Source organism: Streptomyces sp. NPDC048623, from assembly GCF_040650755.1.
In the GTDB taxonomy this organism is placed as follows: Bacteria; Actinomycetota; Actinomycetes; order Streptomycetales; family Streptomycetaceae; genus Streptomyces.
Genome location: NZ_JBEZHV010000007.1, coordinates 157236 through 183042, shown reverse-complemented (window position 1 = coordinate 183042; position 25807 = coordinate 157236). Strand labels below are relative to the sequence as shown.

The window sequence follows — 25807 nt, the reverse complement described above, 5'->3', positions numbered from 1 at the left end:
GAACGGGGCGGCGGCGAGGCGCGGTTCAGCCGTTCGCGGGGACCCGCCAGGAGCTGAGCCGCCGCTCCAGAGCGACGAGGAGCTGGTTGAAGACCACGCCGATCGCGGAGATCGTGATGATCCCGGCGTACATCTGCGGGATGGCGAAGTTGTACTGCGAGGCGTTGATCAGATAGCCGAGCCCCGCCTTGGCACCGATCATCTCGGCGGCCACCAGGACCAGGATCGACACGGCTCCCGCCAGCCGGACGCCGGTGAACACCGCCGGCACCGACGCCGGCAGGATGACCTTCTGGAACAGGCGTATCGCGGGGAGGTCGAGCGACCGGGCCAGCCGGAGCAGGGTCGGGTCCACGGTCCGTACGGCGCTGATGGTGCTGAGCAGGACCGGCCAGGCGCAGGCGTACACGACGATCGAGATCTTGGACGTCTCACCGATGCCGAGCAGCAGCACGAACACCGGCAGCAGCGCGAGGGCGGCGGTGTTACGGAAGACTTCGAGCAGCGGCCCGAGCAGATCCGCCACCGGCCGGTACCAGCCGATCAGCAGACCGAGGGGTACGGCGAACGCCACCGCGATCCCGAAACCGCTGAGCGAGCGGGTGAGGCTGGCCCGCGCGTTGTCGGCGAGCTGCCCGTCGGCGGCGAGCTGCCACCACGCCTGGGCGACCTCGCTGAACGGGGGAAGGAACGTGCGGTCGACGAGGCCGAGCCGGGGCGCGGTCTCCCACAGCAGGAGCAGCGCGACGACGGCCGCCGACCTGGTGCCGGCCCGGACGAGCCCGTACGCCAGCCGTCGCCCTGCCCACCGCAACCGCCTCGGGCGTGCCGGGGCAGGGACGACGGCCTTCGGGGATGTCTCGGGGCGGGTGGCGAGGCCGGTACCGGCCTCGGTGGTCACGGTGCTCATGCGGCGACTCCTTCCCTTTCCTCCTGCTGGGCCCTGGACACCTCGTCACGGAGCAGGGACCAGATGTGGTGCCGGTAGCGGGCGAACTCGGGGGTGGAGCGCGGGTCGTCGCCGTCCGCCGGGGCGGGCAGGTCGATCGGCACGACCTCCTTGATCCGGCCGGGCCGGGAGGTCATCACGGCCACCCGCTGCCCCAGGTGGACGGCCTCGTCGATGCCGTGCGTGATGAAGACGACCGTCTTCCCGGTGGCCTGCCAGATGCGCCGCAGTTCGTCCTGGAGCGACTCCCGGGTCTGGGCGTCCAGTGCCGCGAACGGCTCGTCCATCAGCAGCACGTCCGGGTCGTACGCCAGGCTGCGCGCGATGGCGACCCGCTGCCGCATCCCGCCCGACAGCTCGTGCGGATGGCGGCCCTCGAAGCCGCTCAGGCCGACCAGATCCAGGAACTCCCGGGCCCGGGCCGCCCGTTCGCGCCGGGGGATGCCGATGGCCTCAAGCCCGAACTCGACGTTGCCCTGGGCGGTGCGCCAGGGCAGCAGCGCGTACTGCTGGAACACGATGCCCCGGTCGAGGCCCGGCCCGGTCACGGGGGAGCCGTCGAGGAGGATGCGGCCCGCGGTGGGCCGGGACAGGCCGCCGAGGAGGTCGAGCAGGGACGACTTGCCGCAGCCGCTGGGCCCCACCACGACGAGGAACTCACCGGCGCCGACGGTCAGATCGACGCCGTCGAGCGCGGTGACGACCGAGCGTGCGCCGTCCTTGCCTTTGACGGGGAACTCCTTGCGCACCCTGTCGACCACTATCTTCGCTGTGTGTGCGGCGGTCACGAGGTCACCTCCCGCTGCGGTTGAAGTCGTTGGTGTAGAGGGCGTCGAGGTGGACCCGGCCGCGGTCGACGTCCCCGCGCCGGCCCAGCCAGTCGATCCAGAGCTGGAGCTCCTTGTCCGTGATGCGCCCGCCGGGCTCGGCCACGCCGTACGACCTCCAGTAGCGCAGGGCGCCGACGTCCTCGTTCCGCTTCCGCTTCCGGACGATCTCCGTCATCCGGGCGACGACCTCGTCGCGAGGGGTGGCGCGCGACCAGTCGAGTGCCCGGCCCACCGCGGTGACGAAGGTCCGTACCGTGTCCGGGTTCTGCTTGATGAAGCGTTCGGTCATGACGTACGTGCCGGCGCTGAAGGAGCCCAGGAGCTGGTGGTCGGTGAACAACGGCCGCAGCCCTCCGCCGGCCAGCGCCTTGTCCCGCAGTACCCCGCCGAGCACGGCGACGTCGATCTGCTTCTGGCGCAGGGACTGTTCGGTGTTCACGGGAGGTACGACGAGGGGTTCGACCTTGTCGGCGTCGGCCGGGGACAGGCCGCCCCGCTGGAGGTAGATGTCGAGCATGGCCTCGGAGTGCGCGCCGAGGGTGTTCATGCCGACCTTCTTGCCGATGAGGTCGCGGGCGGAGCGAACGGGGCTGTCGGCGAGGACGTAGTAGCCGCTGTAGGAGTCCTTGTCGGAGCCGTAGTAGCTGATGACGGCCTTGATCGGGGCGCCGCTCGCGGCGAGCTTGACCACCGCTCCGTTGAACGCGCCGCCGAAGTCGGTCTGGCCGGTGGCCGCCGACTGGATGTCCTGCGGGCCGCTGATGGTGTTTCCGACCCACTCCAGTCTCACGTCCTCCAGGTGGCCGAGGTCCTGTGCGAGTTCGGCGGGGGTGACCTGGCCGGTCCAGCCCTGGTAGCGGAGTGTCTTGGTGCCGCCTTTGGCGGAGCCGCCGCTGCCCGCGGCCGTGCCGCAGCCGACCGCGACGGCCGAGAGGCCGAGCAGGGCGAGGAACTGGCGTCGGTTCGTCGGGGACAACGTGCTCATCGGAACGTCCTGTTCAGAGGGGGACGACGGGGCGAGGGCGGGGGCGAGCGCGCGCGAACCCGTCCACGGCCTGGAGGAGGCAGAGGAAGGGGACGGAAGCGCGGCGCGGATGACGGCCGCCGAATTCCGGAGAATGCAAGAAGCAAGGGAAAGGGCGGCGAAAGGGCGGTGAAAGGGTGGCGTCCGGGGCGGCGGCCTGTGACGTGCCCGCCGACAGGTCGTCCAGCGGGTCGCCCAACGGATCGTCTAGCAGGCGCAGCAGAACACGCAGAGAGCGCTGGCGTGCCGCCGGAGATCGACGTGCAGCCGCGTGCTGAAGTTCGCTGACTGGCTCACGCCGACGAGGCTGGCAGCGGGAATCAGCCACGTCAATGCGGGAAACGATGCCGTCTCATATTCTGAATTTCTCGACATACGCCTGAAGTGCGCCGTTCATCTTTCGCCTCGCGCGTAGTGGCGCTCGACGTAGAACTGGCCGGCGCTGAGCACGGTGGTGACGGCGATGTACCAGAGGGTGGCCACCATCAGCAGCGGGATGACCTGGTACGTCTGGTTGTAGACCAGCTGCACCGAGTACAGCAGGTCGTGCACCGCGAGGACGCTGACGATGCTGGTGCCCTTCAGGGTGCCGATCAGCATGTTCCCCGCGGTCGGGACGATGGAGCGCATCGCCTGCGGGATGACGATCCGGCGCAGGGCGCGCGGCCTGCCGATGCCGAGAGCCTGGGCGGCCTCCGTCTGGCCGGCGTCGACCGAGAGGATGCCGCCGCGCACCACCTCGGCGGCGTAGGCGGCTTCGTGCAGGGTCAGGCCGATGACGGCGGTGAGGGTGGGGCCGAGCAGGTTGACCGTCCTGACGGTGAGGAAGTCGGGCCCGAAGGGGATGCCGATGCCGAGTGTCGGGTAGAGGGCGCCGATGTTGAACCAGAACAGCAGCTGCACCAGCAGCGGGGTGGACCGGAAGATCCACACGTATCCCCAGCTCAGCGTGCGGAGTACGGGGTTGGCCGACAGGCGCAGCACAGCGAGCGGCGTGCCGAGCAGAAAGCCGAGCACCATCACCACGCCGGTCAGCCACAGGGTGAGCAGCAGCCCGTTCAGCACCGCGGTGGTGGTGAAGTAGCGGCCGACCACATCCCACTGGAACGCGCGGTTGCGGACGACGGAGTCGACCACCATCGCGAAGACAAGCAGCGCGGCGGCGGCCGTCAACAGGCGGCCGACGTGCCGGCGCGGCACGATCCGCGGGGGGTCGGCCTCGGGGCCCTGGCCGTCGGAGGCGCTGGGGTTTCGTAGGGGCGGCGGGACGGATGCGGAGACACGGGAGGGTCCTTGGACGTCGGACGGTGAAGCCATCAGAAGGCTCTCCAGGTGAGGGAGGCGCGGGCGGCGGTGACCACCCGGCGGCGTAGGTGCGTGGACTCCGGGCTCCGGGCTCCGGGCAGACACAGCGCGGGGCACCGGGCGGTGGCCGGTCTCCGGCGTCGTCACACTCGCCGCGTCCCTCAACGCGGCCGGTACGGCCGCCGCGCGTGGCGGAGCCGCTCCGGCCTCGATCGTACGGGCGCACCGCGCGCAGGTGTCAACCACGCCGCCTCCAGGAACCGCCCGACAACCGCCCGACACCCGCCCGACGCCGGTCCGGCATCTGGGCCGTGGTTGACGGGAAGCGCGATGTACTGCTCAATTAGGCGCATGAATGCCGAGCAGCGTCTGGTCACGCGCGACCACATCGACTTCGGTCGGGTGTGGTCCGCGGCGTGTTGCGCCTGCGCCTGACGCGGCAGCGGGCCGTCTGACCGGCCCTTCCCTCCCTCGGTGACCCCGTCGCGGGCCGAGTTCCCACCCTCGTAGCACTGTCGTACGCACGTGCTCGGCACGCGCCGGGTCCGCGTACGGACCGTCCTGCGGGACCGGACCTGACACGCGCTGCCGCCGCCTTCCCCGTCCGAGGCCCCTGCCCCGGCGTCGTCACACCTGCTCACGACCTGATTCCCGGCACCTGAAGCGCCGTCAGACCGGCCGCGCCGAAGGCTGCTCTGCTCCGCCGTGCCCGGTCCGTGCCGCTGCACCGCGGTGCGGACCAGAGGACTTGAGGAAAGGCCATCTCCCATGACTCCCGCCGCAGAACTGACGGTGGTTCATGTCCCCATCACCGACCCCCGGGTGCGGCCCCTGCTGCGGGAACTCGGCGACGAGTACTCCCGGCGCTACGGCAAGGACGCGCACGGCGAGATCTCCCGCTACCCCGACGAGGAGTTCACCAGCCCGCACGGCGGCATCCTGCTCCTGCTCCTCGAACACGGCGAGCCGGTCGCGGGCGGCGCCTTCCGCCGGTACGACGCGAACACGGCCGAGCTGAAGCGGATCTGGACGCACTCCGCCCACCGCCGCCGCGGCCTCGCCCGCCGCGTCGTCGCCGAACTGGAGCGCGAGGCGCGCGCCCGCGGCTACCGGCGGATCTACCTGACCACCGGACCGCGCCAGCCCGAGGCCCGCGGCCTGTACCTGGCCACCGGCTACGCCCCGCTGTTCGACACGGAGGCCGACCCGGAGACGATCGGCCCGCTGCCCTTCGAAAAGCACCTGCCGGCAACCGCGACACACCAGGGAAAGGCAGCACACCTGTGAGCCCCCGTGACATCGGAACACGCCCGCGCCGTCTGCGCATCGCCGCCGCCACCACCGCGCTGGTGCCCCTCCTGGCGCTGACCGCCTGCGGCTCCGGCGACCCCTCCGGCGCCACCCCGGCGGGCGCCCAGGCATCGCCGGCGCCGGCCGACGACCCGGTCGCCGCCGTCAGGAAGGTCGACTCCGTCGCCGCCCTGCTGCCCGCCGACGTACGCCGGACGGGCACGTTGCGGATCGGCAGCTCGGTCGGATTCCCGCCCGGCGCGTACTACCCGAACGGGCAGGACAAGCCGCCCGCCGGCCAGGACATCGACATCGCCGACGCGGTGGCCAAGGTCCTCGGCGTGAAGCCGGAGCGGCAGGACGCCTCCTTCGAGACGATCCTGCCCGCCCTCGGCAGCGGCAAGTACGACGTCGGGACCGGCAACTTCGGCGTCACCACCGAACGCCTGAAGACCGTCGACTTCGTCACCTACATCAACGACGGCCAGGGCTTCGCGGTGAAGAAGGGCAACCCCACCCTCACGACGAAGGTCACCGACCTCACCCAGCTGTGCGGGCTGACCATCGGCACCGGCGCCGGCACCACCTTCGAGGCGACCCTCACCGCGAAGAAGGGCGTGTGCGCCGACGCCGGCAAGAAGCCGTACGACGTCAAGGTCTACTCGGAGAACGGTGCGACGCTCACCGCGCTCCAGCAGGGCCGGATCGACGTCGTCATGTCGACCATCAACGGCCTGCGTTACCAGGCGGCCCGGCCCGCCGCGCAGACCGCCTTCCTCGGTGAGTACCACCGCCTCGACGTCGGCTTCGCCTTCAAGAAGGACTCCCCGCTCACCAAGGCGTTCCAGGCCGCCGTCAACGAGCTGATCAAGAACGGCACATACGCCCGGATCCTCAAGAAGTGGGGCACCACCGCCTCCGCGATCGACACCTCCCAGATCAACCCGCCCGAGCACGCATAAGAGTTGAGCAGGAACTCCACGATGGCTCTCACCGCCGATTCCACCGCCGATTCCACCGCCGCGCCACCGGGCGCGGCCTCTCCGGGCACCGGCCCCGAGACACGACCCGCCCCGGACGACCCGGCCTCGCTCAAGGTCGTCCCCGCCCGCCACTACGCCCGCTGGGCGGCGGCCGTCGCCGTGATCGTCCTGGTCGCCCAGTTCGTGCACGGTCTTGTCACCAACCCGGTCTGGGAGTGGGGCGTCTTCCGCGCCTACTTCCTGTCCGAGACGATCGTCCAGGCGGTGTGGGTGACCCTCCAGCTCACCGCGTACGCCACCGTGCTCGGCTTTCTGCTCGGCACCGTCCTGGCGTTCATGAGGCTGTCGCGCAGCCCGGTGCTGCGGACCGTCGCCTGGTCGTACATCTGGATCTTCCGCTCGATCCCGATGATCGTCCAGCTGGTGTTCTGGTTCAACCTGAGCGCTCTGTACGGGGAGTTGGGCGTCGGCATCCCCTTCGGACCGGTGCTCTGGTCCGTCGACAGCAACAGCCTCATCGGCACCATCGGTGCCGCCGTGATCGGGCTGACGCTGCATCAGGCCGCTTACGCCGCCGAGATCGTGCGCGGCGGCGTGATCGCCGTCGACCACGGGCAGCTGGAGGCGGCCGCCGCACTCGGCATCCCCCGGCTGCGGCAGATCCGCCGGATCGTGCTGCCGCAGGCCATGCGGGCCATCCTGCCCACGGCCGGCAACGAGATCATCGGCCTGCTCAAGGGCACCTCGGTGGTGTACGTGATGTCCATCGGCGAGCTCTTCTACCAGGTGCAGGTGATCTACGGCCGCAACGGCCGGGTGATCCCCCTGCTCCTTGTCGCCACCGCCTGGTACGTGCTCCTCACCACCCTGCTGTCGGTCGCGCAGTACTACGTGGAGCGCCGCTTCGCCCGGGGCGCCGACCGTACCCCGCCGCCCACCCCGCTCCAGCGCGCCCGGCGCTTCCTGGCAGCGCAGCGCCTCGCCGCCGCCTCCCACCACCCGACGGAGAAGACATGAACGACGTCATGGTGGACGTCCACGGCGTCCACAAGAGCTTCGGCCCGCTGGAGGTGCTGCGCGGCGTCGACCTGACGGTCCGCGCCGGTGAGGTCACCGTGATCCTCGGCCCCTCCGGCTCCGGAAAGTCCACGCTGCTGCGCACCATCAACCACCTGGAGAAGGTCGACCAGGGCTGGATCAGCATCGACGGCGAGCTCATCGGCTACCGCCGCTCCGGCAGCAAGCTGTACGAGCTGAAGGAGAAGGACGTCCTCAGACAGCGCACCCACATCGGGTTCGTCTTCCAGGACTTCAACCTCTTCCCGCACCTGACCGTCCTTGACAACCTGATCGAGGCCCCCGTCTCCGCGCTGCGCCGCCCGCGCAGGGAAGCGGAGGAGACCGCCCGCCGGCTCCTCGACCGGGTCGGCCTCGCCGACAAGGCCGACACCTATCCGCGGCAGCTCTCCGGCGGCCAGCAGCAGCGCGTGGCCATCGCCCGCGCACTCGCCCTCCAGCCCAAGGTGCTGCTCTTCGACGAGCCCACCTCGGCGCTCGACCCGGAACTCGTCGGCGAGGTCCTCGATGTCATCAAGGACCTGGCCCGCACCGGCACCACCATGATCGTCGTGACCCACGAGATCGGCTTCGCCCGCGAGGTCGCCGACACCGTGGTGTTCATGGACGGCGGTGTCGTCGTGGAGCAGGGCCCGCCCGCGGCCGTACTCGACGACCCGAGGCACGAGCGCACCCGCGCCTTCCTCTCGAAGGTCCTCTGACCACCCCCCTCCGCCCCTCACCCGCGATTCCCGTAAGCAAGGAGCATGCCCATGTCCACCACCTCGATCACCCGCCGCACCACCGCCGCCGCGCTGGGGCTGACCGCCGCCCTCGTCCTCGCCGCGTGCGGCAACCCCTCCGACGGCGGTACGACCGAGGTCGCCGCCGCGTCGGGCGGCACGGTGAAGATCAACCTGAGCCCGGACCAGAACCGCGTCACCACCGGCAAGGTCGACGCGATAGCCGCCGAGGTCCCGGAGGAGATCCGCAGGCGAGGCACCCTGGAGATCGTCGACTCCTCCGGATCGGCCGCGCCGCTGACCTTCTTCGCCACCGACAACAAGACCGTCATCGGCGTCGAGCCCGACATCGCCTATCTGGTCGCCGACGTGCTCGGCCTCAAGCCGCACATCAACACGGTCTCCTGGGAGAACATCTTCGTCGGCCTCGACAGCGCCAAGTACGACGCCGGCTTCAGCAACATCACCGTCACCGAGGAGCGCAAGGAGAAGTACGACTTCGCCACCTACCGCGAGGACAACCTGGGCTTCGAGGCGAAGAAGGGCAGCGGTCTGAAGATCACCGGGCCCGCGGACGTGGCGGGCAGGACCGTCGCCGTGAGCAGCGGCACCAACCAGGAGAAGCTGCTCGTCGAGTGGAGCAAGGAGAACGAGAAGGCCGGACGCAAGCCGGTGGACATCAAGTACTACCAGAACGACAGCGACACCTACCTCGCCCTCCAGTCCGGCCGCATCGACCTCTACCTCGGTCCCAACCCGACCGCCGCCTACCACGCGGCCACCACCGGCAAGACCGAGGTCGTCGGCACCTACTCCGGTGCCGGGGCCGGCCTCCAGGGCCTCATCGCGGCCACCACCAAGAAGGACAGTGGCCTGGCCAAGCCGCTCGCCGACGCGCTCAACGAGGTCATCAGGAACGGCACGTACGCCAAGGTGCTCCAGCGCTGGGGCCTGTCCGACGAGGCCGTGACCACGTCCGCGATCAACCCGCCCGGTCTGCCCAAGACCAACAAGTAGCCGTCGAGGGAAGCGGGGCCGCGGTACGCCGTGATCCGCCGCCTCACGCGGCCCCGCACCCGTCCCCTGTCATGTCCCACGCTCCCGAAGGGTCCGCCATGGCCACCGTCCTGTCCGTCTCCGGAAGCCCCTCCGCCACCTCTCGTACCGCCCGGCTGCTGCGCCATCTGGACCGGCGGCTCACGGCCCAGGGACACGAGGTGGTCCCGCTGGACGTCCGTGCCATCCCCGCCGAGGCCCTCCTCGGCGCCGACTTCCGTCACCCGGCGATCGTCGAGGCGACCGAGCTGTTCGCCCGCGCCGACGGGGTCGTGATCGGCACGCCCGTCTACAAGGCCGCCTACTCCGGACTGTTGAAGTCCCTGCTCGACCTGCTGCCGCAGTACGCCCTGATCGGCAAGACGGTCCTTCCGCTGGCGACCGGCGGGACCACCGCGCACGTCCTGGCGATCGACTACGCCCTGCGCCCCGTGCTCAGCTCCATGGGGGCCGCGCACATCGTCCAGGGCTGGTTCACGCTCGACAAGGACATCGAGGTGGGCGACGACGGCACCCTGACCGTCGCGCCGGGCGCCGCCGAGGCCCTCGGCCAGGTCGTCGACCAGTTCTCCGACGCCCTCGGCAGCCGTACGGCACTGCCGGCGGTCGCCGGACGAGCAGCCTGACCGTGACCGCCGCCCCCCGCCCGGTCCCGCAGACTCACTCAGGACGGTCACCCGTGTCTTCCACCGGTTCTCTTCCCGCGCCCGTGTCCGCAGCCGAGCCCGGCGGTCTCGCCCGTACGGGTCCGACGCTCGCCGAACTGCTCGACTTCGCGCGCCGTACCGCCTCCGACAGCGCGCTGGTCGCCGCCCTCCCGCTGCACCCCGAGGACCGCACCTGGATCCGACTCGCCGGTCCGGGCGGCAGCGAGGCGTGGCTCATCGGCTGGCCACCGGGCTCCGGCACCGGCTGGCACGACCACGGCGGCTCGCGGGGCGCCTTCGTCACCGCGGACGGCGAGTTGACCGAACAGTCCCTCGCCGCCCAGCTGCCCACGGAAGGGTGGCGGACGCTCGAACTCGCCGACGGCATCGACCGCGAGCGGCGGCTGGGCGCCGGGCAGGGGCGCGGCTTCGGCCCCCACCACGTCCACCAGGTGCTGAACCGCTCCGCCGAAGCGCACGCCGTCTCCGTCCACGTCTACCACCCGCCCCTGCCGCTGATCCGGCGCTACAGCCGTACGGGGCCCGTGCTGCGACTGGAGACGGTCGAGCAGCCGGAGGAGTGGACGTGACGCGCACACCGGTGCGGGGCATCGACGCCCTGCTGGCCCGGGCCCGCTCGGAACTGGACCGGCTCGGCCCGCTGGAGGCCGCCGAAGCCGCCGCTTCCGGTGCGCTGCTGGTCGACATCCGCTACGCCGCGCTGCGCGAGCGCGACGGCACCATCCCCGGCGCGCTGATCGTCGAGCGCAACGAGCTGGAATGGCGGCTCGATCCGCTCTGCGATCACCGGTCGCCCGAGGTCACCGACCATGACCGAACCGTCGTGGTGGTGTGCAACGAGGGGTACGCGTCCAGCCTCGCAGCGGTGTCGCTGCGGCAGCTGGGGCTGCACCGGGCGACGGACCTGGACGGCGGGTTCCAGGCGTGGCGGCGGGCCGGCCTGCCCGTGGAGCCGCCCAGCGCCGGCTGAGGTCTTGACGCCGGTCGAAGGGCGCCGGACACTCCCATACAGAATCCCTAGTGGATAGGTGGGAAAAATGGAGTGTCCGGAGTCGCCCGCCGCACCCTCGCGCACCCGAAGCCGGACCGGACACCCAGGGAGACACATGCCCGCCGCACCCCTGACCACCCTGTCGTTCCTCCCGTCCCTGCCGTCGTTCCGGGGCAGGATCGGCCGCGACGCGCGCAGCGGCTACTACGCCGTGCCGCGCCGTTTCCGCCTCCATCTCACGCCGTCCTGCCCCCACTGTCTGCGGATCGCCATCACCCACAGCCTGCTCGGCCTGGAAGAGACACTCCCCGTGGTGCTGCTTCCGGCCGTGCCCGACGGACCCGACGGCGGACACTCCGCTCTGCGCCCGCTGTACGAGGCCGGTTCGCACCGGCACAAGGGACCCGCCGCCGCGCCGGTGTTGAGCGACACCTGGACGGGGCGGATCGTCAGTACGCACGCCCCGGACATCCTGAGTGACCTCGCCCTGCGCTTCGCGGGTGACGCTCCCGACCGGCCCGTGCTGTACCCGCACGGCGCGGAGGCCGAGATCGAGGCGGTTGAGCACCTCTGCGAGTACCGGATCGACGAAGCCGCACAGCACGCCGGCCAGGCCGGTGTCGACGCCACTGCGCGCCGGACGGCCCTCGGCTCGCTGCTCCGGACCCTGGTCTCACTGGAATGGCGGCTCGCCGACCAGGAGTTCCTGCTGGGTGACGAACCGACCGCCGCCGACGTGTGGTTGTGGGTGTCGCTGGTCCAGCTCGACACCGTGCACCGCCTGCATCTGGACGCCACCGCGGTGCACGCCGTGGCCGACCATCCGCGTCTGTGGGCCTACGCACGGAGACTGGCCGCCCACCCCGCCTTCGGCCGGCACCTCGACCTCGACGGCATCGCCCGCAGGCACCATGCCCACTGCAGGGGACTGGAGGCCGCGGGGGCGGCGGTGCAGATCCTGGACTGGGCGGCTCACATCGCGGGCGGGGCCGCCGTACGGCACTGCCCGCCCCGCAAGGAGCATCCGGACGGTTTCATGGAGCCGAAACACGCTCTCCACCTTCGTCCGTCCGGCTCCGCCTAGGCTGCGAGAACAGGGGGAAACCTGCCGTGCCGGAGCGTGCGGCAGGCCCCGGCCCGAGCGGAACGAGCAACGGAAGAACGGAGGTGACGGTGTCGTCCCCCGTCTTCGCCTTCCTCTTCCTCTTCCCCTTCTCCGATTCCCGTGTGCTCGTCCCGGCTGTCGCGGTTCTGGTCGCGCGCGGCTGCGTCCGCCTGTACTCCCGCCCCCACATCGATCTGCAACGGGTGGCCGGCGCCCTCTGTCGTTCCTGACCCGTTCCCCGCCGTCGAGTCCTCCGTACGAGGGCCGATGACCCCTACGGTCGACCAGGAAGGCCTCTTCTCATGTCCGCACATCCCCCTCTTCATCTCGCCGTGGCGCTGGACGGCACCGGCTGGCATCCGGCCGCGTGGCGTGAGCCGGACGCCCGGCCCCACGACCTGTTCACCGCCCGCTACTGGGCCGACCTCGTCGCCGAGGCCGAACGCGGCCTGCTCGACTTCGTGACGTTCGAGGACGGCCTCGGGCTGCAGTCCTCGCACCCCACGGAGCCGGACGGGCGCACCGACCAGGTGCGCGGGCGGCTGGACGCCGTGCTCGTCGCCGCCCGGATCGCACCGCTGACCCGGCACATCGGGCTCGTACCGACCGTGGTGGCCACACACACCGAGCCGTTCCACATCTCCAAGGCGATCGCCACCCTGGACCACGTCAGCGCCGGGCGCGCGGGCCTGCGCGTCCAGGTGAGCGCACGGCGGAACGAGGCGGCGCACTTCGGCCGCCGCACCTTCCTGTCCCTCAGCGCCGGGTACCGGGACACCCCGGCCGGCCGGGACCTGGTCGCCGACCTCTTCGAGGAGGCCGCCGACCACGTCGAGGTGGTGCGCCGCCTGTGGGACAGCTGGGAGGACGACGCCGAGATCCGCGACGCAGCCACCGGACGCTTCATCGACCGCGACAAGCTGCACTACATCGACTTCGAGGGCCCGCACTTCCGGGTCAGGGGCCCCTCGATCACCCCTCGGCCTCCGCAGGGCCAGCCCCTCGTCAGCGCGCTCGCGCACGGCGGCGTGGCGTACCGGCTGGTGGGCCGTTCCGCCGACATCGGCTACGTCACCCCGCACGACACCGACCAGGCCCGCGCCGTCGTCGCCGAGATCCGTGCCGCCCAGGCCGCCGCGGGACGGGCGGGGGAGCGGCTGCACCTCTTCGGTGACCTGGTGGTGTTCCTCGACGACGATCCCGCGGCGGCGAAGTACCACAAGGCCCGCCTGGACGACCTGGCGGGCTACGCCTACACCAGCGACGCCAAGGTGTTCACGGGCACGCCCGGGCAACTGGCGGATCTGCTCCTCGAGTTCCGCGAGGCGGGCCTGAGCGGCTTCCGGCTGCGCCCCGGAGTGATCGGCCACGACCTGGAACAGATCACACGGGGCCTGGTGCCCGAGCTCCAACGCCGAGGCGCTTTCCGGCAGGCCTACGAGGCGGACACCCTGCGGGGGCTGCTCGGACTCTCCCGCCCCGCGAACCGCTACGCCGCCGCCGTCTGAAGCAGGAGTCGTACCACCATGACGAACCCGACCACCGGTAAGCCCCTGAAGCAGATCCATCTCGCGGCTCACTTCCCCGGCGTCAACAACACCACCGTGTGGAGCGACCCGCGGGCCGGCAGCCACATCGAGTTCAGCTCGTTCGCGCACTTCGCACGGACCGCCGAACGCGCCAAGTTCGACTTCCTGTTCCTCGCCGAGGGACTGCGACTGCGCGAACAGGGCGGCCGGATATACGACCTGGACGTGGTGGGCCGGCCCGACACCTTCACCGTCCTGTCCGCGCTCGCCGCCGTCACCGAACGTATCGGCCTGACCGGCACCATCAACTCCACCTTCAACGAGCCCTACGAGGTGGCCCGCCAGTTCGCCAGCCTGGACCATCTCTCCGACGGACGCGCCGCCTGGAACGTCGTCACCTCCTGGGACGCCTTCACCGGCGAGAACTTCCGGCGCGGCGGCTTCCTCCCGGAGGACCAGCGCTACTCCAGGGCCGAGGAGTTCCTGTCCACCGCCACCGAACTGTTCGACTCCTGGCAGGGCGACGAACTCGTCACCGACCAGGAGTCCGGCATCTTCCTGACGGACGCGCAGGCCGGAGCCTTCGTCCACCAGGGGCAGCACTTCGACATCGCCGGCCGGTTCAACGTCCCGCGCAGCCCGCAGGGCCGTCCGGTCATCTTCCAGGCGGGCGACTCGGACGAGGGCCGCGAGTTCGCCGCCGCCCAGGCGGACGCCATCTTCAGCCGGCACAGCACCCTGGAGGCCGGCCGGGCCTTCTACACCGACGTCAAGGGACGCCTCGCCCGCCACGGGCGAACCCACGACCAGCTGCTCATCCTGCCCGCGGCGACCTTCGTACTCGGCGACACCGACGCCGAGGCGCAGGAGCTGGCCCGTGAGGTACGGCGCCAGCAGGTCAGCGGCCAGACGGCGATCGCGTACCTCGAACACGTCTGGAACCGGGACCTGTCCGCCTACGACCCGGACGGCCCGCTCCCCGACATCGACCCGGCCCCCGGCGAGAACACCGTCGCCCGCGGCCGGGCCAGTGTCCGGGAGTTCCGTGACTCGCTCGCCGTCGCCCGGCAATGGCGCGAACGCGCCGCGGCCGACAAGCTGTCGATCCGGGAGCTGGTCATCGAGACCACCGGCCGTCAGTCGTTCGTCGGCTCCCCGGCCACCGTCGCCGACACCATCGACCACTTCGTCCAGACGGACGCCGCCGACGGCTTCATCCTGGTCCCGCACCTCACCCCCGGCGGCCTCGACGAGTTCGCCGACACCGTCGTCCCGCTGCTTCAGGAACGCGGAGTGTTCCGCCACGACTACACGGGCACCACGCTCCGGGACCACCTGGGCCTGGCGCACCCCGACGCCCGCGCGCAGGCAGAGGCGGAGGCGCAGGCGCAGGCGGAGGCGGAGTCGGAGAACCGGCGGGTGGCGTCGTGAAGTTCCTGGCCATCACCCTCATCGTGCACGCCCCGGACCCGGTGACCGGGATCCAGAAGCCCACCCAGGAGCGCTTCCGCGAGGTGATCGACAACGCGCTGCTGGCCGAGGAACTCGGCTTCGACGGCTTCGGCGTCGGCGAGCGCCACGAGCGGCCGTTCATCTCCTCCTCGCCACCGGTCGTGCTCAGCCACATCGCCGCGCTCACCTCGCGCATCCGGCTGTTCACCGCCGTCACCACGCTCAGCCTGCTCGACCCGGTGCGCGCGTACGAGGACTACGCGACCCTGGACCACCTGTCCGCGGGCCGCCTCGACCTGATCATCGGCAAGGGCAACGGCACCGCGCAGCGCGAGCTGTTCCACGTCACTCCCGAGGACCAGTGGGACCGCAACGCCGAGGGCTACGAGCTGTTCCGCCGCATCTGGCGGCAGGACAAGGTGAGCGCCTCCCCGCGCTTCCGCCCCGGGCTGACGGACGCCGAGGTGTGGCCGAGGCCGCTCCAGCAGCCCGTACGGGTCTGGCACGGCAGCGCGACCAGCCGGGAGTCGGTCGACCTCGCCGCCCGCTACGGAGATCCGCTCTTCTCGGCCAACGTCACCCATCCGATCGAGCCGTACGCCGAGCTGATCCGCCACTACCGGGAGCGCTGGGAGCACTACGGCCACGATCCGGCCCGGGCCGTCGTCGGCGCGGGAACGGCCGGCTACCACGCGGCCCGGACCTCGCAGGAGGCCGTCGCCGCGTACCGGCCGGTGTTCGAGGGCCAACTCGCCTTCCAGAAGAGCCTGGGCCTGGAGCCGGTGTTCACCACCCTGGAGGACTTCGTCGAACGCAGCTCGGCGCTGATCGGCAGCCCGCAGCAGATCATCGACAAGGTGCACCGCTACCACGAGCGGTTCGGACACAGCGTGCTCCACCTGCAGGCCGACGCGAGCGGACTCCTCCCCGCCCAGCACCGGGCCTCGCTCGAACTCTTCCAGTCCGAGATCGCGCCGGTGCTGCGACGCGAGATCCCCGACCCGCCGTTCCCCTGGGCCCCGGTCACCGCGGCACCCGAGCCCGATCTCACTTCCGTACCAGCGCCCGCGCCCACCGACCGCTGAGGAGCACCACCGACCATGTCCGGCATCCCTCTCGGAGTCCTCGACCTCGTCCCGGTCCCGTCCGGCTCCAGCGTCACGCAGGCGCTGCGCGACACCATCGACCTGGCCCGGCAGACCGAGCGGTTCGGCTACACCCGCTACTGGTTCGCCGAGCACCACCTCAACCCGGGCGTGGCCGGGGCCTCTCCCGCCGTCGTACTGGCCCTGACCGCCTCGGCCACCTCCACCATCAGAATCGGCTCCGGTGCCGTACTGCTCGGGCACCGCACCGCCCTGTCCACCGTCGAGGAGTTCGGCCTGATCGACGCCCTGCATCCCGGGCGGCTCGACCTGGGTCTCGGCCGCTCCGGCGGACGCCCCTCCGGGCAGACGGCGGACCCCCGGCCGACCACGACCCCCGTCGTCGACGGTCACGCCCCCAACGGCCTGAAGATCCCGCCCCGGTTCTCCTTCGAGCACCTGATCGGCTCCCCGCGCTTCCGGCTCCAGCAGCAGCTCCTGCACCAGCCCGGCGCCCGCCCCCAGGACTACGGCGAGCAGGTCGACGACATCCTCGCCCTCCTGCGCGGCGCCTACCGCGCCGCGGACGGGACCGAGGCGCACGCCGTCCCCGGCGAGGGCGCGGACCTGGAGGTCTGGATACTCGGCAGCAGCGGCGGACAGAGCGCCGACGTCGCCGGCCGCAACGGCCTGCGCTTCGCCGCCAACTACCACGTCAGCCCGGCCACCGTACTGGAGGCGGCCGAGGGCTACCGCGCCGCGTTCCAGCCCTCCGACCACCTCGACAAGCCCTACGTCAGCGTCTCCGCCGACGTCGTGGTCGCCGAGGACGACGAGACCGCCCGCGAACTCGCCACCGGCTACGGCCCGTGGGTCCGCAGCATCCGCACCGCCGAGGGCGCCATCCCCTTCCCGACCCCGGACGAGGCCCGCGCCCACGCCTGGACCGAGGCGGACCGGGCCCTGGTCGCCGACCGCGTCGACACCCAGTTCGTCGGCTCACCCGGGCGGGTCGCGGACCAGCTCGAACAACTCCAGGAGGCCACCGGCGCCGACGAACTGATCATCACCACCATCACTCACGACCACGCCGACCGGGTGCGCTCCTACCAGCTCCTGGCAGAGGAGTGGCAACGGCGATGAGCCGTTCGCGGTCCGGTCCCTGATGCTGTGGGGCGGCGTTCCCCGGGTCGGCCGGCCCGTGCGTCCTGTCGAAGTCGGCGATCAGCTCGTCCAGGTCGTCCCGCTCGATCTGGCCCTTCGGCGACGTCGGGCGGGCCGCGAGGCGGGAGATCCGCCGTCCGTCCGCCGGGCGGCTATATCGTCCGAGGGCGGGACGGCGACCGCCGCTCCGCACCCGACCGTGAGGGCCCGTCACCGTGACCGGACGCAGCACCGCGCCAGCCGCCGAGGGCCCGAGCCGGCCGGAGGCCGTCGGTGAGGCGCGTTGGCCGATGGCCACGGCGGTCGTCACCGCGATGGTGCTGACCGTCCTGCTTCCCGACGATCTGCGGCTTGCGCCCCGCTGGGTGCTTCCGGTCGTCGAGGGGCTGTTGCTCGTCGCGCTGATCGCCGGCGACCCGGGGCGGATCGACCGGCGCTCGACCGTACTGCGCACCCTGTCGATCGCCCTGGTGGGCGTGCTCGCGCTGAGCGCCGTCTGGTCCACGGTCCAGCTGATCGACGACATCCTCCACGGCGGGAAGGAGACGGCCTCCGCCACCAGCCTGCTGCAGTCGGGCGGCACCGTGTGGGCCGGTACCGTGCTCGCGTTCTCCCTGCTGTACTTCGAACTCGACAGCGGCGGGGCCGCCGCCCGCGCCCATCACATGCCCCGCTCGCCCGAGCTCGCCTTCCCGCAGCAGCTCACCCCCGAAGTGGCGAGCGCCGACTGGCGGCCCCGCTACGTCGACTACCTCTACCTCGCCCTCACCAACGCCACCGCGTTCAGCCCCACCGACGTGATGCCGCTGGCCCCCTGGGCCAAGATCGCCATGGGTGTGCAGTCCCTGGTCTCGCTGCTCATCCTCGGTCTGGTGGTGGCCCGCGCCGTCAACGTCCTCGCCTGACCCGCGGTCAGCTGCCCGAGGGCGGCGTCGTCCAGCCGTTGCGCACGGCGTGGGCGCCCAGCTGCATCCGGGTCTGTACCCCGGCCAGGTCCATGAGCCGGCGCAGGCGCCGGTGCAGCGTGCGCGGTGACAGGCCGAGCTGGGTCGCGGCCGTGAGGTCCGTGAGGCCGGCCAGGAGCAGTGCGAGGATGTGGCGGTCGAGCTCGGTCGGGCCTTCGGGGCCCGCCTCGACGATCCCGTCGCTTTCGTCTCCCGTGTCCGATGCCGGGTCCGACAGCTGGAGCGGCCGGGCCGCGCGCCACACCGTCTCGAACAGCGCGTCCAGCGCGTCGAGGAGACCGCTGCGGTGCAGCAGCACCGCGCCGGGTTCTCCCGCCGGGGTGACCGCGAGCGGGACCAGGCCGAGATCGGCGTCGGCGAGCACGAGTTTCATCGGCACGTGGTCCGCGACCCGCAGTTGTACGCCGTTGCGTACGGACTCGATGGCGTCGTGGACGATGCCCGGCTCGGCAAGCACCTCGCGGTCCAGTACGGCGCGGAAGCGCACCCCGCGGCCGAGGGCCAGGGGCTCGGCCGTGTTCTCGTCGGGCGGCAGGGCGACGAAGGGAGCGGTGATGAAGGAGCGGACCTGGGTCCGGGCGGCCTGCTGCACCTGGAGGAAGCGGTGCCGGATGGCGTCGACGCCGGTGACGACCTCGATCAGGTCGGAGATGCTGCTGCCGGTCATCGCGGCCCGGTGTTCCTCGGCGAGGGTGACCAGGGCCTGCTCGGCCGTGCGCAGTGCGTCCCGGCGCCGGCCGATGAGGGCGCCGAGGGCCATGGCCGGTGGCGCCGCGGTGAAGCGGGCGTCCGCCGACCTGGTCGCGAGGCCCCACTCGACCAGGCGCGACAGGGCCTTGTCGACGGGGGCGTGGGACAGTGCGAGGTGGTCCGAGAGAAGGGCCGCTGTGGTGTCGGGCCGTCCGATGAGCGCCCGGTAGACGCGCTCCTCGTCGGGTTCGAGCCCCAGGGCGTTCAGCATCGGCGTTCGACTCTCCTCCGCTTGCCGCAGCGGGGAGAGTATGCGCCACGGTGGCAGACCGTGGAAAGACCCTGATGGGAGCGGGTGCGCGGGGAAGGGCCCCGGGGCGTCGCCGCCCCGGGGCCTGATGGTGCGGCTCATCGCAGGCCGTACGCCCGGATGATCTCGTTCGTGACGCCGTAGCCCTGGTCCGTCTCGGCGCTCGCGCGGAGCGAGACGAAGCCGCCGGGCTTCCGGGCCGTCCTGAAGGAACCCGTCCAGGAGCCGTCGGCGCCCTTGGCCAGGGTCACCTTCTGCCAGGTGGCGCCGTCGTCGTACGAGACGTCCAGCGTCACCGTGGTGACCTTGCCCGGCACGGTGCCCTGGTCCATGGACACCGGCTTGAGCGCGATCTGCTGGGTCGCGTCGGCCCTGACGTCACCGTGCAGGTCCGTCTCCAGCCGGTAGTCCAGGTTCAGCACCGAGAACGGCTCGAAGTCGTCCGCGTCGACGGTGCCGGACCTGAAGGTCCACTCGGTGTGGGTGCGCGTCGACAGCCGGAAGAGGCCGGCGGGCCGCTCCGCGTCGAGGACGGCGCGGTAGGGAAGGTCACCGGCCGGCACCTCCACCCACTGCATGTCCGCGCTGTTCGGGTTGTCGTGGATGAGCGTGTCGCCCTGGAAGATCCGCAGGTGGGTCGGCGTCCCGCCCCACGGCAGGTAGCCGCCGAGGCGCAGGGTGTCGTCGGCGGAGGCCCACGGCTGCACGTTCCAGGTCATGTAGTTCTGCCAGCGCGAGTTGTAGACGCCGAAGGACTCGTTCTGGCCGGGCCGGGTCACCGGGGCGAACCAGTCCAGACGGGTGGTGCTGCCCTTGGCGTACGTGTTGTCACCGGACACCAGCGACCACGGCAGCTCTGTGCCGATGCCCTGGGTGTGGAACTCCCGCCAGACCTGGCCCGGGGTCACCCATTCGGTACGGGTGCCCGGGTGCCGTTCGGCCTCGGGGAAGTTGAACGACGGGCTGAGGGTGAAGTCGGACCGATAGCCCTCGGCGAGGCGGCCGCCCGCGGCCGCGTGGTAGCGGGCGTCGATCCGGGCGAGGTCGGCCTTGGTGGGCTGGTACACCAGCGCACGGTCCGGCACCTGGCCGGGGTAGTCACGGGTCAGGTCGTAGACGAACGGCGTGTACTCGGTCTGTCGCACGGTCAGCTTGAGGTTGCCGGCCCTGGCCTTCGCGACGAGGGCCCGTCCCGCGTCGCGATGCACGGTGGCGACCGGGATGGCGGACTCGCCGACGTACTCCAACAGGCCGCCGACACCGTCGTTGACCACGATCAGGGCCTTCGCCCCCGCCGCGACCGCTGCCGCGGTGCGCTCCTCCGGCGTGACCTCGTCACCGCGCTCGACGACGGCGACCTTGCCCTTCGCGCCGAGCCGCGCGTAGTCGGCGGCCGCGCCCTTGCCCGCGTAGACCGCGGTCAGCCGGTCCGTGGCGGTGCCCAGGGCGCTGCCGCCCTGCACCAGGGTCTCGACGTCGAGCCGGCCGTCGGCGGTGCTCAGGCCGAGCTGCGGCTCGCCCTTGCGCCAGCGGGTGATCAGCGTGAACTCGCCCTGCGTCATCGGCTCCGTCGGGGAGACGTAGACGTCGTCGTACGTCGGCGGCAGCACATACGCGCCGCGGTAGTCCCACCACGCGTCGAAGCCGGTGTAGTGGACGTTGAAGTCGACCTTGCGCTGCCGGTCCTGGGTGCGCTGCGGCGCCTCGGTCCGCAGCAGGTGCGCCTTGCTCGCGTCGAGGACGACGTCCGCGGAGGCGTCCTTGAGCACGGTCTCCGGGTCGACGAGGACGGCCAGACCGGAGCGGTCCGCCCGCTCGCCGGTCACGTCGAGGTAGGCCGCGACGGTGTACCGGCCGGGGGCCATCCGCAGGGTGGTGGAGCCTTCGACGTAGAGCGACCAGGGCCAGCCGTCGCCGGCCAGGTTGACCGAGACCCAGCCGGCGGCGGGCCTGCCGTCCCGGCCGACCAGCTTGATGTTCAGGTCGTAGCGCTCCTCCTCCTTGAGCAGCGCCACGGAGGTGCGGGTCACCGGCTGTCCGGTGGCCGCGTCGGTGCCGATCACGTAGCCGACGTGCCGCCCGGCCGAGGCGGCCTGCGGGTCGCCGGTCACCGGGACGGCGGCGGTGCCGCCCGCCGGGACGGTCACCGTGGTGGCGCCCAGCGAGAACGGGCCGCCGGCGCCGGTCAGCGCCAGGTTCAGCGTGACGTCGGCGGAACCGGAGTTGGTGAAGGTCAGGTCCTTCGTGACGGCGACGTCGCTCGGCTCGTGCGGCCAGGTGTAGTTGCCGAAGAAGAGCGATCCGGTGCCGCGGACCGCGGTGCGCACGGCGGCGGTCACGTCGAGACGGCCGGTGCCGACCTCGTACGGCGAATACACGGCGTCGAGGCCCTTCGCGGTGCTCATCAGATGTTCCTTGAGCTGCGCGCCGGTCCAGTCCGGGTGCTGCTGTGCCAGGAGCGCCGCCGCGCCGACGACGTGCGGGGTGGCCATCGAGGTGCCGCTGAGGGTGCGGTAGAGGCCCTCGCCGCCGTCGGTCATCTTCTGTGAGCGGGCCGCGGTGATGTCCACGCCCGGCGCCGCGATGTCCGGCTTCATGCCACCGGAGTACGCCAGCGGGCCGGTGCTGGAGAAGTACGCGAGCCGGTCCTGCTTGTCCGTGGCCGCCACGGTCAGCGCCGCGGCCGCCGCGCCCGGGGTGGAGATGGTCTCCGGGCCCGCGTTGCCGGCGGCGATGACGAACAGCGTGCCGTACTGCGCGGAGAGCGCGTCGACCAGCTGCGACATCGGGTCGCTGCCGTCCGTGGGGTAGGAGTCGCCGAGGCTCATGTTGACGACGTCGGCGCCGGATTCGGCGGCCCACTGCATGCCGGCCATGACCCAGGAGTCCTGGCCCGAGCCCTCCGCACCGCCGAGCACCTTGCCCACGTAGAGGTCGGCGCCGGGCGCGACGCCCTTGTTCGCGCCACCGGACGCGGCGCCCGAGCCGACGATCGTGCCGGCCACATGCGTGCCGTGCCCGTTCACGTCGGTGACGCCCTCACCGGGTACGAAGCTGGTCGTGCCGTCGATCAGACCCGCGAAGTCGGGGTGGTTGACGTCGATGCCGGTGTCGAGCACCGCGACCTTGACGCCCTTGCCGGTGTATCCGGCCGCCCATGCCTCGGGCGCTCCGATCAGCGGCACGCTCTCCTTCAGGTCGGCCTTCACGCGCCCGTCGAGCCACAGCTTGGCCACGCCCGCGCCCAACCGCGTGCTGCCCTGCGGCGCCACGGTGTTCCAGAAGGTGCGGGCCTGCCTCTTCTCGGTGCTGAGCGCGGCACCGCCGATGCCCTTGAGCGTGCGGGTCAGCCTGCTTCCCCGGGGAGCGGTCGGTTCGGCAGCCGCGCGGGACTTCGGCGGGGTGTACGTCGCGATCAGCGGTACGGCGCCCGACGTCGCGTCGTCGTAACCCATCTCGATCAGGTCGGTGACGTTGAACAGGCGCCGGTCGAGCCTGCCGGCTCCCAGCAGCGGCCCGGCCTCGTCCGGGATGACGAACAGGTCGCCCTGGATCTCCTGGAGTCTCACGCCGCCGAACGCGTTGTCGGGTCGGTCGACCTCGGCGATCTGCTTGCCGTCGGCGGTCGTGGTGACCGTGACCACGTCGCCGGTGACCAGGGTGACCTCATGGGTCGCCGAGGGCTTGGCGGGGACGGGCGGTCTGCTCGGAGCCGCCTGGGCCGGCCCGTGCGCGAGGGCGAGGCCCGAGGCCAGGAGGGGCACCGCGAGGGCCGCCGAGATCAACCGCCGGCGCCTGCGCCGGCGGGCGGAAGGACAGGCGGAAGGAGGAAAGGGGGAGGACATGGCACGGGTCTATCGACCGGTGAACACCGTCGTGAAGGCGTGGTGGCGGCAAGTCCTCGCCATGGCAAAGGCTTGCCAGCGCGTGAAGCGTACGAATCCGGCCGGAAGGGTGCGTGTACGGAGGCGGCTGCGGCGACCCCGGCCGGCTCGGCGCGCTGCCGTGCGCTGCCGTTCACCGACATGCGCCGACGTGCGCGGTCGGACGGTGGAGGCCAGATTGGAGGTGTCCGAGGCACCGGACGGCGGTGACGTCGGGGCGGACCGACCCGGGAGGAACCTGGCATGACGACCCATGGACAGGCGGCGCTGGTGCTCGTCGTCGGCGTCGCCGGGTCGGGCAAGTCGACCGTGGGGCGCCTTCTCGCCGAGCGTCTTGGCTGGGCGTACCGGGACGCGGACGAGTTCCACTCCGAGGCCGACCGCGCCAAGATGGCCGCCGGCCATCCCCTCACGGACGCCGACCGGGTGCCGTGGCTGGACGCGATCGGCGCATGGATGGACCGGACGATCGCGGCCGGCCGACAGGCCGTCGTCACCTGTTCGGCGCTCAAGCGCGCCTACCGGGACGCGCTGCTCGCAGGGCGCCCCGAGGTGCGTCTGGTCTATCTGCACGGTTCGCGCGAGCTGCTCGCGTCCCGGCTGGCCGGGCGCCACGGGCACTTCTTCCCGGCGGACCTGCTGGACAGCCAGCTCGCGGTGCTCGAAGAGCCGGAGCCGGACGAGCACCCGTTGGTGGTCGAGATCGACCGGTCCCCGGAGGCCGTCGCCGCGGCGGCGCTGGCGCTGATGTCCGAAGGCCCGGCCCAAGTCTCGACCGCCGGCCCCACGGGCGACTCATGGCGGCTGGTCCGGGGGGACCAGAGCGCGGTGGTGGTCCAGCTGGGCGGCGCCCTGCGCGAGTACGCCGTGAACGGCCGGCCGTTGCTCGACGGCTTCTCCGCCGGGTCCGCCGTCACGGGCGGGCGGGGGCAGCTGCTCGTCCCGTGGCCCAACCGGGTGGGCGACGGACGCTACCTCTTCGAGGGCAGGAGTCTGCAACTGCCCCTGACCGAGGTGGAGAAGCGCAACGCGATCCACGGACTGCTGCGCTGGAGCCTGTGGCACCTGCTCGCCCGCACCGACGACTCGGTGCTGCTCGGTACGACGCTCTGCCCCCAGCCGGGGTACCCCTTCCTCCTCGATGTCCGGGTCGAGTACCGGCTGGACGCGGACGGGCTGAGCACCGCAGTCCGCGCGACCAACCTCGGGACGGAGCCCGCGCCTTACGGAGTGGGGCAGCATCCCTATCTGACGGTCGGGACCGACCTCGTCGACAGCGCGGTGCTGACCGTTCCCGCGCGGTACCTGCTGCGGACCGACGACAGGGGCCTGCCCGTCGGCCGGGAGGACGTCGACGGCACGCCGTACGACTTCCGCACCGCCCGCCCCATCGGCGATCTTCGCCTGGACACCGCCTTCACCGGGCTCGACCGCGGCCCGGACGGCCGGGCGGTCGTACGCCTCGCCCACCCCTCCGGACCGCACGGCGTCGACCTCTGGCTCGGCGAGGGGACCCGCTACGTGCAGGTGTTCACGGGTGACACCCTGGCCGGGTCCCAGCGGCGGCGGGGCGTGGCGGTGGAGCCCATGTCCTGTCCGCCGGACGCCTTCCGCAGCGGCACGGATCTCACCGTGCTGCAGCCGCACGCGACGCATGTGCTGCGGTGGGGTCTGAGCCCCTGGGGACACTCATGACCCCTGACGACTTCCGGGAGCTCTACGAGCGCCTGCGAGGACAGGCGGTGCGAGAGGCGGCGCGGCCGGTGGTGGACGGCCGGTGCGGGGCACTTCGTCATCTGACGCCTGAGCGGGTGGCGGCGGCCGCCGCCGAGGTCCGCATCGGGCGCACCGTGTCGCTGGCGGCCCCGATCGACACCGTGCGGGGCCCCGACGATCCCGAGCCCGCGGTGCACCGGATGACCGGACCGGGCCCGGGAAGCATCGGCTCGGACGCACTGCAATTCGCCACGGACCGCTTCGCCATGAACGTGCACGGGGACGCGGACAGCCATCTCGACGCCCTCTGTCACGTCATCTACGGCGGAGAGCTCTATGGCGGGGTGCCCGCGAGCACCGTGACCGCCGAGGGCGCCCGCAGGCTCTCCGTGGACCTGGTCGAGAACGGCGTCGTCGGCCGGGGCGTGCTCCTCGACATCCCGCGGCTGCGCGGCGTGCGCTGGCTGGAGCCCGGCGACCATGTGACGCCGGGCGATCTGACGGCGGCCGAGGCCGCGCAGGGCGTCCGCGTCGGACCGGGCGACCTGCTGTTCGTCAGGGTGGGGCACCGTCTTCGGCGCACCGAACTCGGGCCGTGGAACGCGGCCGAGGCGCGAGCGGGTCTGCACCCGACGGCCGTGGAGTTCCTGGCGGAGCGCCAGGTCGCGGTCCTCGGGAGCGACGGCAACAACGACACGGCGCCCAGCGCGGTGCCGGACCTCGCCTTCCCCGTACACGTCCTGGCCATCCACGCCCTGGGCATCCACCTCATGGACTACCTGCAGTTCGAGGATCTCGCCCCGGTCTGCGCGCGGTCGGGCCGCTGGAGCTTCCTATGTGCGGTCGCGCCGCTGCGGCTGACCGGCGGCACGGGGTCGCCCGTGAACCCGATCGCGGTGCTGTGATGGTGACGGTGACTTCGACGAGCGCCGGGCCGACCTGCTCCGGTCGCCGACCACGGGGTACGGGGATAGCTTCGTCGGAGGTGGGACCGCTGGAGCCTCGCCCAGCG

The 25807-nt window shown here is 71.8% G+C and carries 23 protein-coding genes; 17 read left to right on the top strand and 6 right to left on the bottom strand.

Features of this window, described 5'->3' with window-relative positions:
* Positions 1-25 precede the first annotated feature (25 nt).
* From AB0C73_RS13155 to AB0C73_RS13140, 4 genes are all read right to left on the bottom strand, one after another.
* Entirely contained in the window at positions 26-910 is an 885-nt protein-coding gene (locus tag AB0C73_RS13155) for an ABC transporter permease (RefSeq protein WP_362528393.1), read from the bottom strand.
* A complete protein-coding gene (locus tag AB0C73_RS13150) occupies positions 907-1737 on the bottom strand; it encodes an ABC transporter ATP-binding protein (protein ID WP_362528391.1) in 831 nt (276 codons plus the stop codon). The genes AB0C73_RS13155 and AB0C73_RS13150 overlap by 4 nt, the downstream gene beginning before the upstream one ends.
* Before the next feature lie 4 nt (positions 1738-1741).
* Complete coding sequence (locus tag AB0C73_RS13145) at positions 1742-2764, bottom strand: ABC transporter substrate-binding protein (protein WP_362528388.1); 1023 nt, start codon at positions 2762-2764, stop codon at positions 1742-1744.
* A 432-nt stretch (positions 2765-3196) separates the two neighbouring features.
* The gene (locus tag AB0C73_RS13140; protein WP_362528386.1) at positions 3197-4120 is read right to left on the bottom strand and encodes an amino acid ABC transporter permease; all 924 of its coding nucleotides are present in this window, start codon (positions 4118-4120) and stop codon (positions 3197-3199) included.
* Positions 4121-4876: 756 nt separating this feature from the next.
* Here AB0C73_RS13140 and AB0C73_RS13135 point away from each other — a divergent pair.
* The 15 genes from AB0C73_RS13135 to AB0C73_RS13065 all read left to right on the top strand — a co-directional run bounded on the left by AB0C73_RS13135 (position 4877) and on the right by AB0C73_RS13065 (position 18135).
* Positions 4877-5395 carry a GNAT family N-acetyltransferase gene (locus AB0C73_RS13135; protein WP_362528384.1) on the top strand — a complete coding sequence of 173 codons (519 nt, stop codon included), beginning with the start codon at positions 4877-4879 and terminating at the stop codon, positions 5393-5395.
* 59 nt (positions 5396-5454) lie between these two features.
* Entirely contained in the window at positions 5455-6360 is a 906-nt protein-coding gene (locus AB0C73_RS13130; RefSeq protein WP_362528707.1) for an ABC transporter substrate-binding protein, read from the top strand.
* A gap of 21 nt (positions 6361-6381) precedes the next feature.
* Complete coding sequence (locus AB0C73_RS13125) at positions 6382-7398, top strand: amino acid ABC transporter permease (protein ID WP_362528382.1); 1017 nt, start codon at positions 6382-6384, stop codon at positions 7396-7398.
* Positions 7395-8159, top strand: coding sequence for an amino acid ABC transporter ATP-binding protein (locus AB0C73_RS13120; RefSeq protein WP_362528381.1), 765 nt, complete (start codon positions 7395-7397; stop codon positions 8157-8159). Before AB0C73_RS13125 ends, AB0C73_RS13120 begins: the two co-directional genes overlap by 4 nt.
* 51 nt (positions 8160-8210) lie before the next feature.
* Complete coding sequence (locus AB0C73_RS13115; protein WP_362528379.1) at positions 8211-9197, top strand: ABC transporter substrate-binding protein; 987 nt, start codon at positions 8211-8213, stop codon at positions 9195-9197.
* Between the two features lie 98 nt (positions 9198-9295).
* Complete coding sequence (gene ssuE, locus AB0C73_RS13110; RefSeq protein WP_362528377.1) at positions 9296-9862, top strand: NADPH-dependent FMN reductase; 567 nt, start codon at positions 9296-9298, stop codon at positions 9860-9862.
* 83 nt (positions 9863-9945) lie between these two features.
* Positions 9946-10473 (top strand): cysteine dioxygenase, encoded by a 528-nt coding sequence (locus AB0C73_RS13105; protein ID WP_362528374.1) that lies wholly within the window; start codon positions 9946-9948, stop codon positions 10471-10473.
* A complete protein-coding gene (locus AB0C73_RS13100; protein ID WP_362528372.1) occupies positions 10470-10874 on the top strand; it encodes a rhodanese-like domain-containing protein in 405 nt (134 codons plus the stop codon). Before AB0C73_RS13105 ends, AB0C73_RS13100 begins: the two co-directional genes overlap by 4 nt.
* A 136-nt stretch (positions 10875-11010) precedes the next feature.
* Positions 11011-11979, top strand: coding sequence for a glutathione S-transferase C-terminal domain-containing protein (locus tag AB0C73_RS13095; RefSeq protein ID WP_362528371.1), 969 nt, complete (start codon positions 11011-11013; stop codon positions 11977-11979).
* Positions 11980-12005: 26 nt separating this feature from the next.
* Positions 12006-12230: a putative leader peptide gene (locus AB0C73_RS13090; protein WP_362528368.1), complete on the top strand. Its 225-nt coding sequence runs from the start codon at positions 12006-12008 to the stop codon at positions 12228-12230.
* 72 nt (positions 12231-12302) lie between these two features.
* Positions 12303-13508 (top strand): LLM class flavin-dependent oxidoreductase, encoded by a 1206-nt coding sequence (locus tag AB0C73_RS13085; RefSeq protein ID WP_362528366.1) that lies wholly within the window; start codon positions 12303-12305, stop codon positions 13506-13508.
* Positions 13509-13526: 18 nt separating this feature from the next.
* On the top strand, positions 13527-14960 hold the full coding sequence (locus tag AB0C73_RS13080; RefSeq protein ID WP_362528364.1) for an NtaA/DmoA family FMN-dependent monooxygenase: 1434 nt from the start codon (positions 13527-13529) through the stop codon (positions 14958-14960).
* Positions 14957-16066, top strand: a complete 1110-nt coding sequence (locus AB0C73_RS13075; protein WP_362528362.1) for an LLM class flavin-dependent oxidoreductase — start codon at positions 14957-14959, stop codon at positions 16064-16066. Before AB0C73_RS13080 ends, AB0C73_RS13075 begins: the two co-directional genes overlap by 4 nt.
* A 15-nt stretch (positions 16067-16081) precedes the next feature.
* Positions 16082-17209 carry an LLM class flavin-dependent oxidoreductase gene (locus AB0C73_RS13070; RefSeq protein WP_362528359.1) on the top strand — a complete coding sequence of 376 codons (1128 nt, stop codon included), beginning with the start codon at positions 16082-16084 and terminating at the stop codon, positions 17207-17209.
* A gap of 236 nt (positions 17210-17445) precedes the next feature.
* Complete coding sequence (locus AB0C73_RS13065; RefSeq protein WP_362528358.1) at positions 17446-18135, top strand: hypothetical protein; 690 nt, start codon at positions 17446-17448, stop codon at positions 18133-18135.
* 7 nt (positions 18136-18142) lie between these two features.
* Here AB0C73_RS13065 and AB0C73_RS13060 read toward each other — a convergent pair whose 3' ends face one another.
* Both AB0C73_RS13060 and AB0C73_RS13055 read right to left on the bottom strand, forming a co-directional pair.
* The gene (locus tag AB0C73_RS13060; RefSeq protein ID WP_362528356.1) at positions 18143-19156 is read right to left on the bottom strand and encodes a transcriptional regulator TrmB; all 1014 of its coding nucleotides are present in this window, start codon (positions 19154-19156) and stop codon (positions 18143-18145) included.
* A 137-nt stretch (positions 19157-19293) separates the two neighbouring features.
* A complete protein-coding gene (locus AB0C73_RS13055) occupies positions 19294-22980 on the bottom strand; it encodes a S8 family serine peptidase (RefSeq protein ID WP_362528354.1) in 3687 nt (1228 codons plus the stop codon).
* Positions 22981-23322: 342 nt separating this feature from the next.
* Between AB0C73_RS13055 and AB0C73_RS13050 the strand changes: the two genes are divergently transcribed.
* Positions 23323-24774 (top strand): gluconokinase, GntK/IdnK-type, encoded by a 1452-nt coding sequence (locus tag AB0C73_RS13050; protein WP_362528352.1) that lies wholly within the window; start codon positions 23323-23325, stop codon positions 24772-24774.
* Positions 24771-25700: a cyclase family protein gene (locus AB0C73_RS13045; RefSeq protein ID WP_362528350.1), complete on the top strand. Its 930-nt coding sequence runs from the start codon at positions 24771-24773 to the stop codon at positions 25698-25700. Before AB0C73_RS13050 ends, AB0C73_RS13045 begins: the two co-directional genes overlap by 4 nt.
* Positions 25701-25807: the final 107 nt, after the last annotated feature.

Excerpts from the sequence above, each read along its gene's own strand:
- AB0C73_RS13070 (WP_362528359.1), top strand. The coding sequence starts at position 16,082 with ATGTCCGGCATCCCTCTCGGAGTCCTCGACCTCGTCCCGGTCCCGTCC.
- AB0C73_RS13080 (WP_362528364.1), top strand. The coding sequence starts at position 13,527 with ATGACGAACCCGACCACCGGTAAGCCCCTGAAGCAGATCCATCTCGCG.
- AB0C73_RS13085 (WP_362528366.1), top strand. The coding sequence starts at position 12,303 with ATGTCCGCACATCCCCCTCTTCATCTCGCCGTGGCGCTGGACGGCACC.
- AB0C73_RS13140 (WP_362528386.1), bottom strand. The coding sequence starts at position 4,120 with ATGGCTTCACCGTCCGACGTCCAAGGACCCTCCCGTGTCTCCGCATCC.
- AB0C73_RS13125 (WP_362528382.1), top strand. The coding sequence starts at position 6,382 with ATGGCTCTCACCGCCGATTCCACCGCCGATTCCACCGCCGCGCCACCG.
- AB0C73_RS13135 (WP_362528384.1), top strand. The coding sequence starts at position 4,877 with ATGACTCCCGCCGCAGAACTGACGGTGGTTCATGTCCCCATCACCGAC.
- AB0C73_RS13060 (WP_362528356.1), bottom strand. The coding sequence starts at position 19,156 with ATGCTGAACGCCCTGGGGCTCGAACCCGACGAGGAGCGCGTCTACCGG.
- AB0C73_RS13050 (WP_362528352.1), top strand. The coding sequence starts at position 23,323 with ATGACGACCCATGGACAGGCGGCGCTGGTGCTCGTCGTCGGCGTCGCC.
- AB0C73_RS13120 (WP_362528381.1), top strand. The coding sequence starts at position 7,395 with ATGAACGACGTCATGGTGGACGTCCACGGCGTCCACAAGAGCTTCGGC.
- AB0C73_RS13155 (WP_362528393.1), bottom strand. The coding sequence starts at position 910 with ATGAGCACCGTGACCACCGAGGCCGGTACCGGCCTCGCCACCCGCCCC.
- AB0C73_RS13145 (WP_362528388.1), bottom strand. The coding sequence starts at position 2,764 with ATGAGCACGTTGTCCCCGACGAACCGACGCCAGTTCCTCGCCCTGCTC.
- ssuE (WP_362528377.1), top strand. The coding sequence starts at position 9,296 with ATGGCCACCGTCCTGTCCGTCTCCGGAAGCCCCTCCGCCACCTCTCGT.
- AB0C73_RS13095 (WP_362528371.1), top strand. The coding sequence starts at position 11,011 with ATGCCCGCCGCACCCCTGACCACCCTGTCGTTCCTCCCGTCCCTGCCG.
- AB0C73_RS13045 (WP_362528350.1), top strand. The coding sequence starts at position 24,771 with ATGACCCCTGACGACTTCCGGGAGCTCTACGAGCGCCTGCGAGGACAG.
- AB0C73_RS13115 (WP_362528379.1), top strand. The coding sequence starts at position 8,211 with ATGTCCACCACCTCGATCACCCGCCGCACCACCGCCGCCGCGCTGGGG.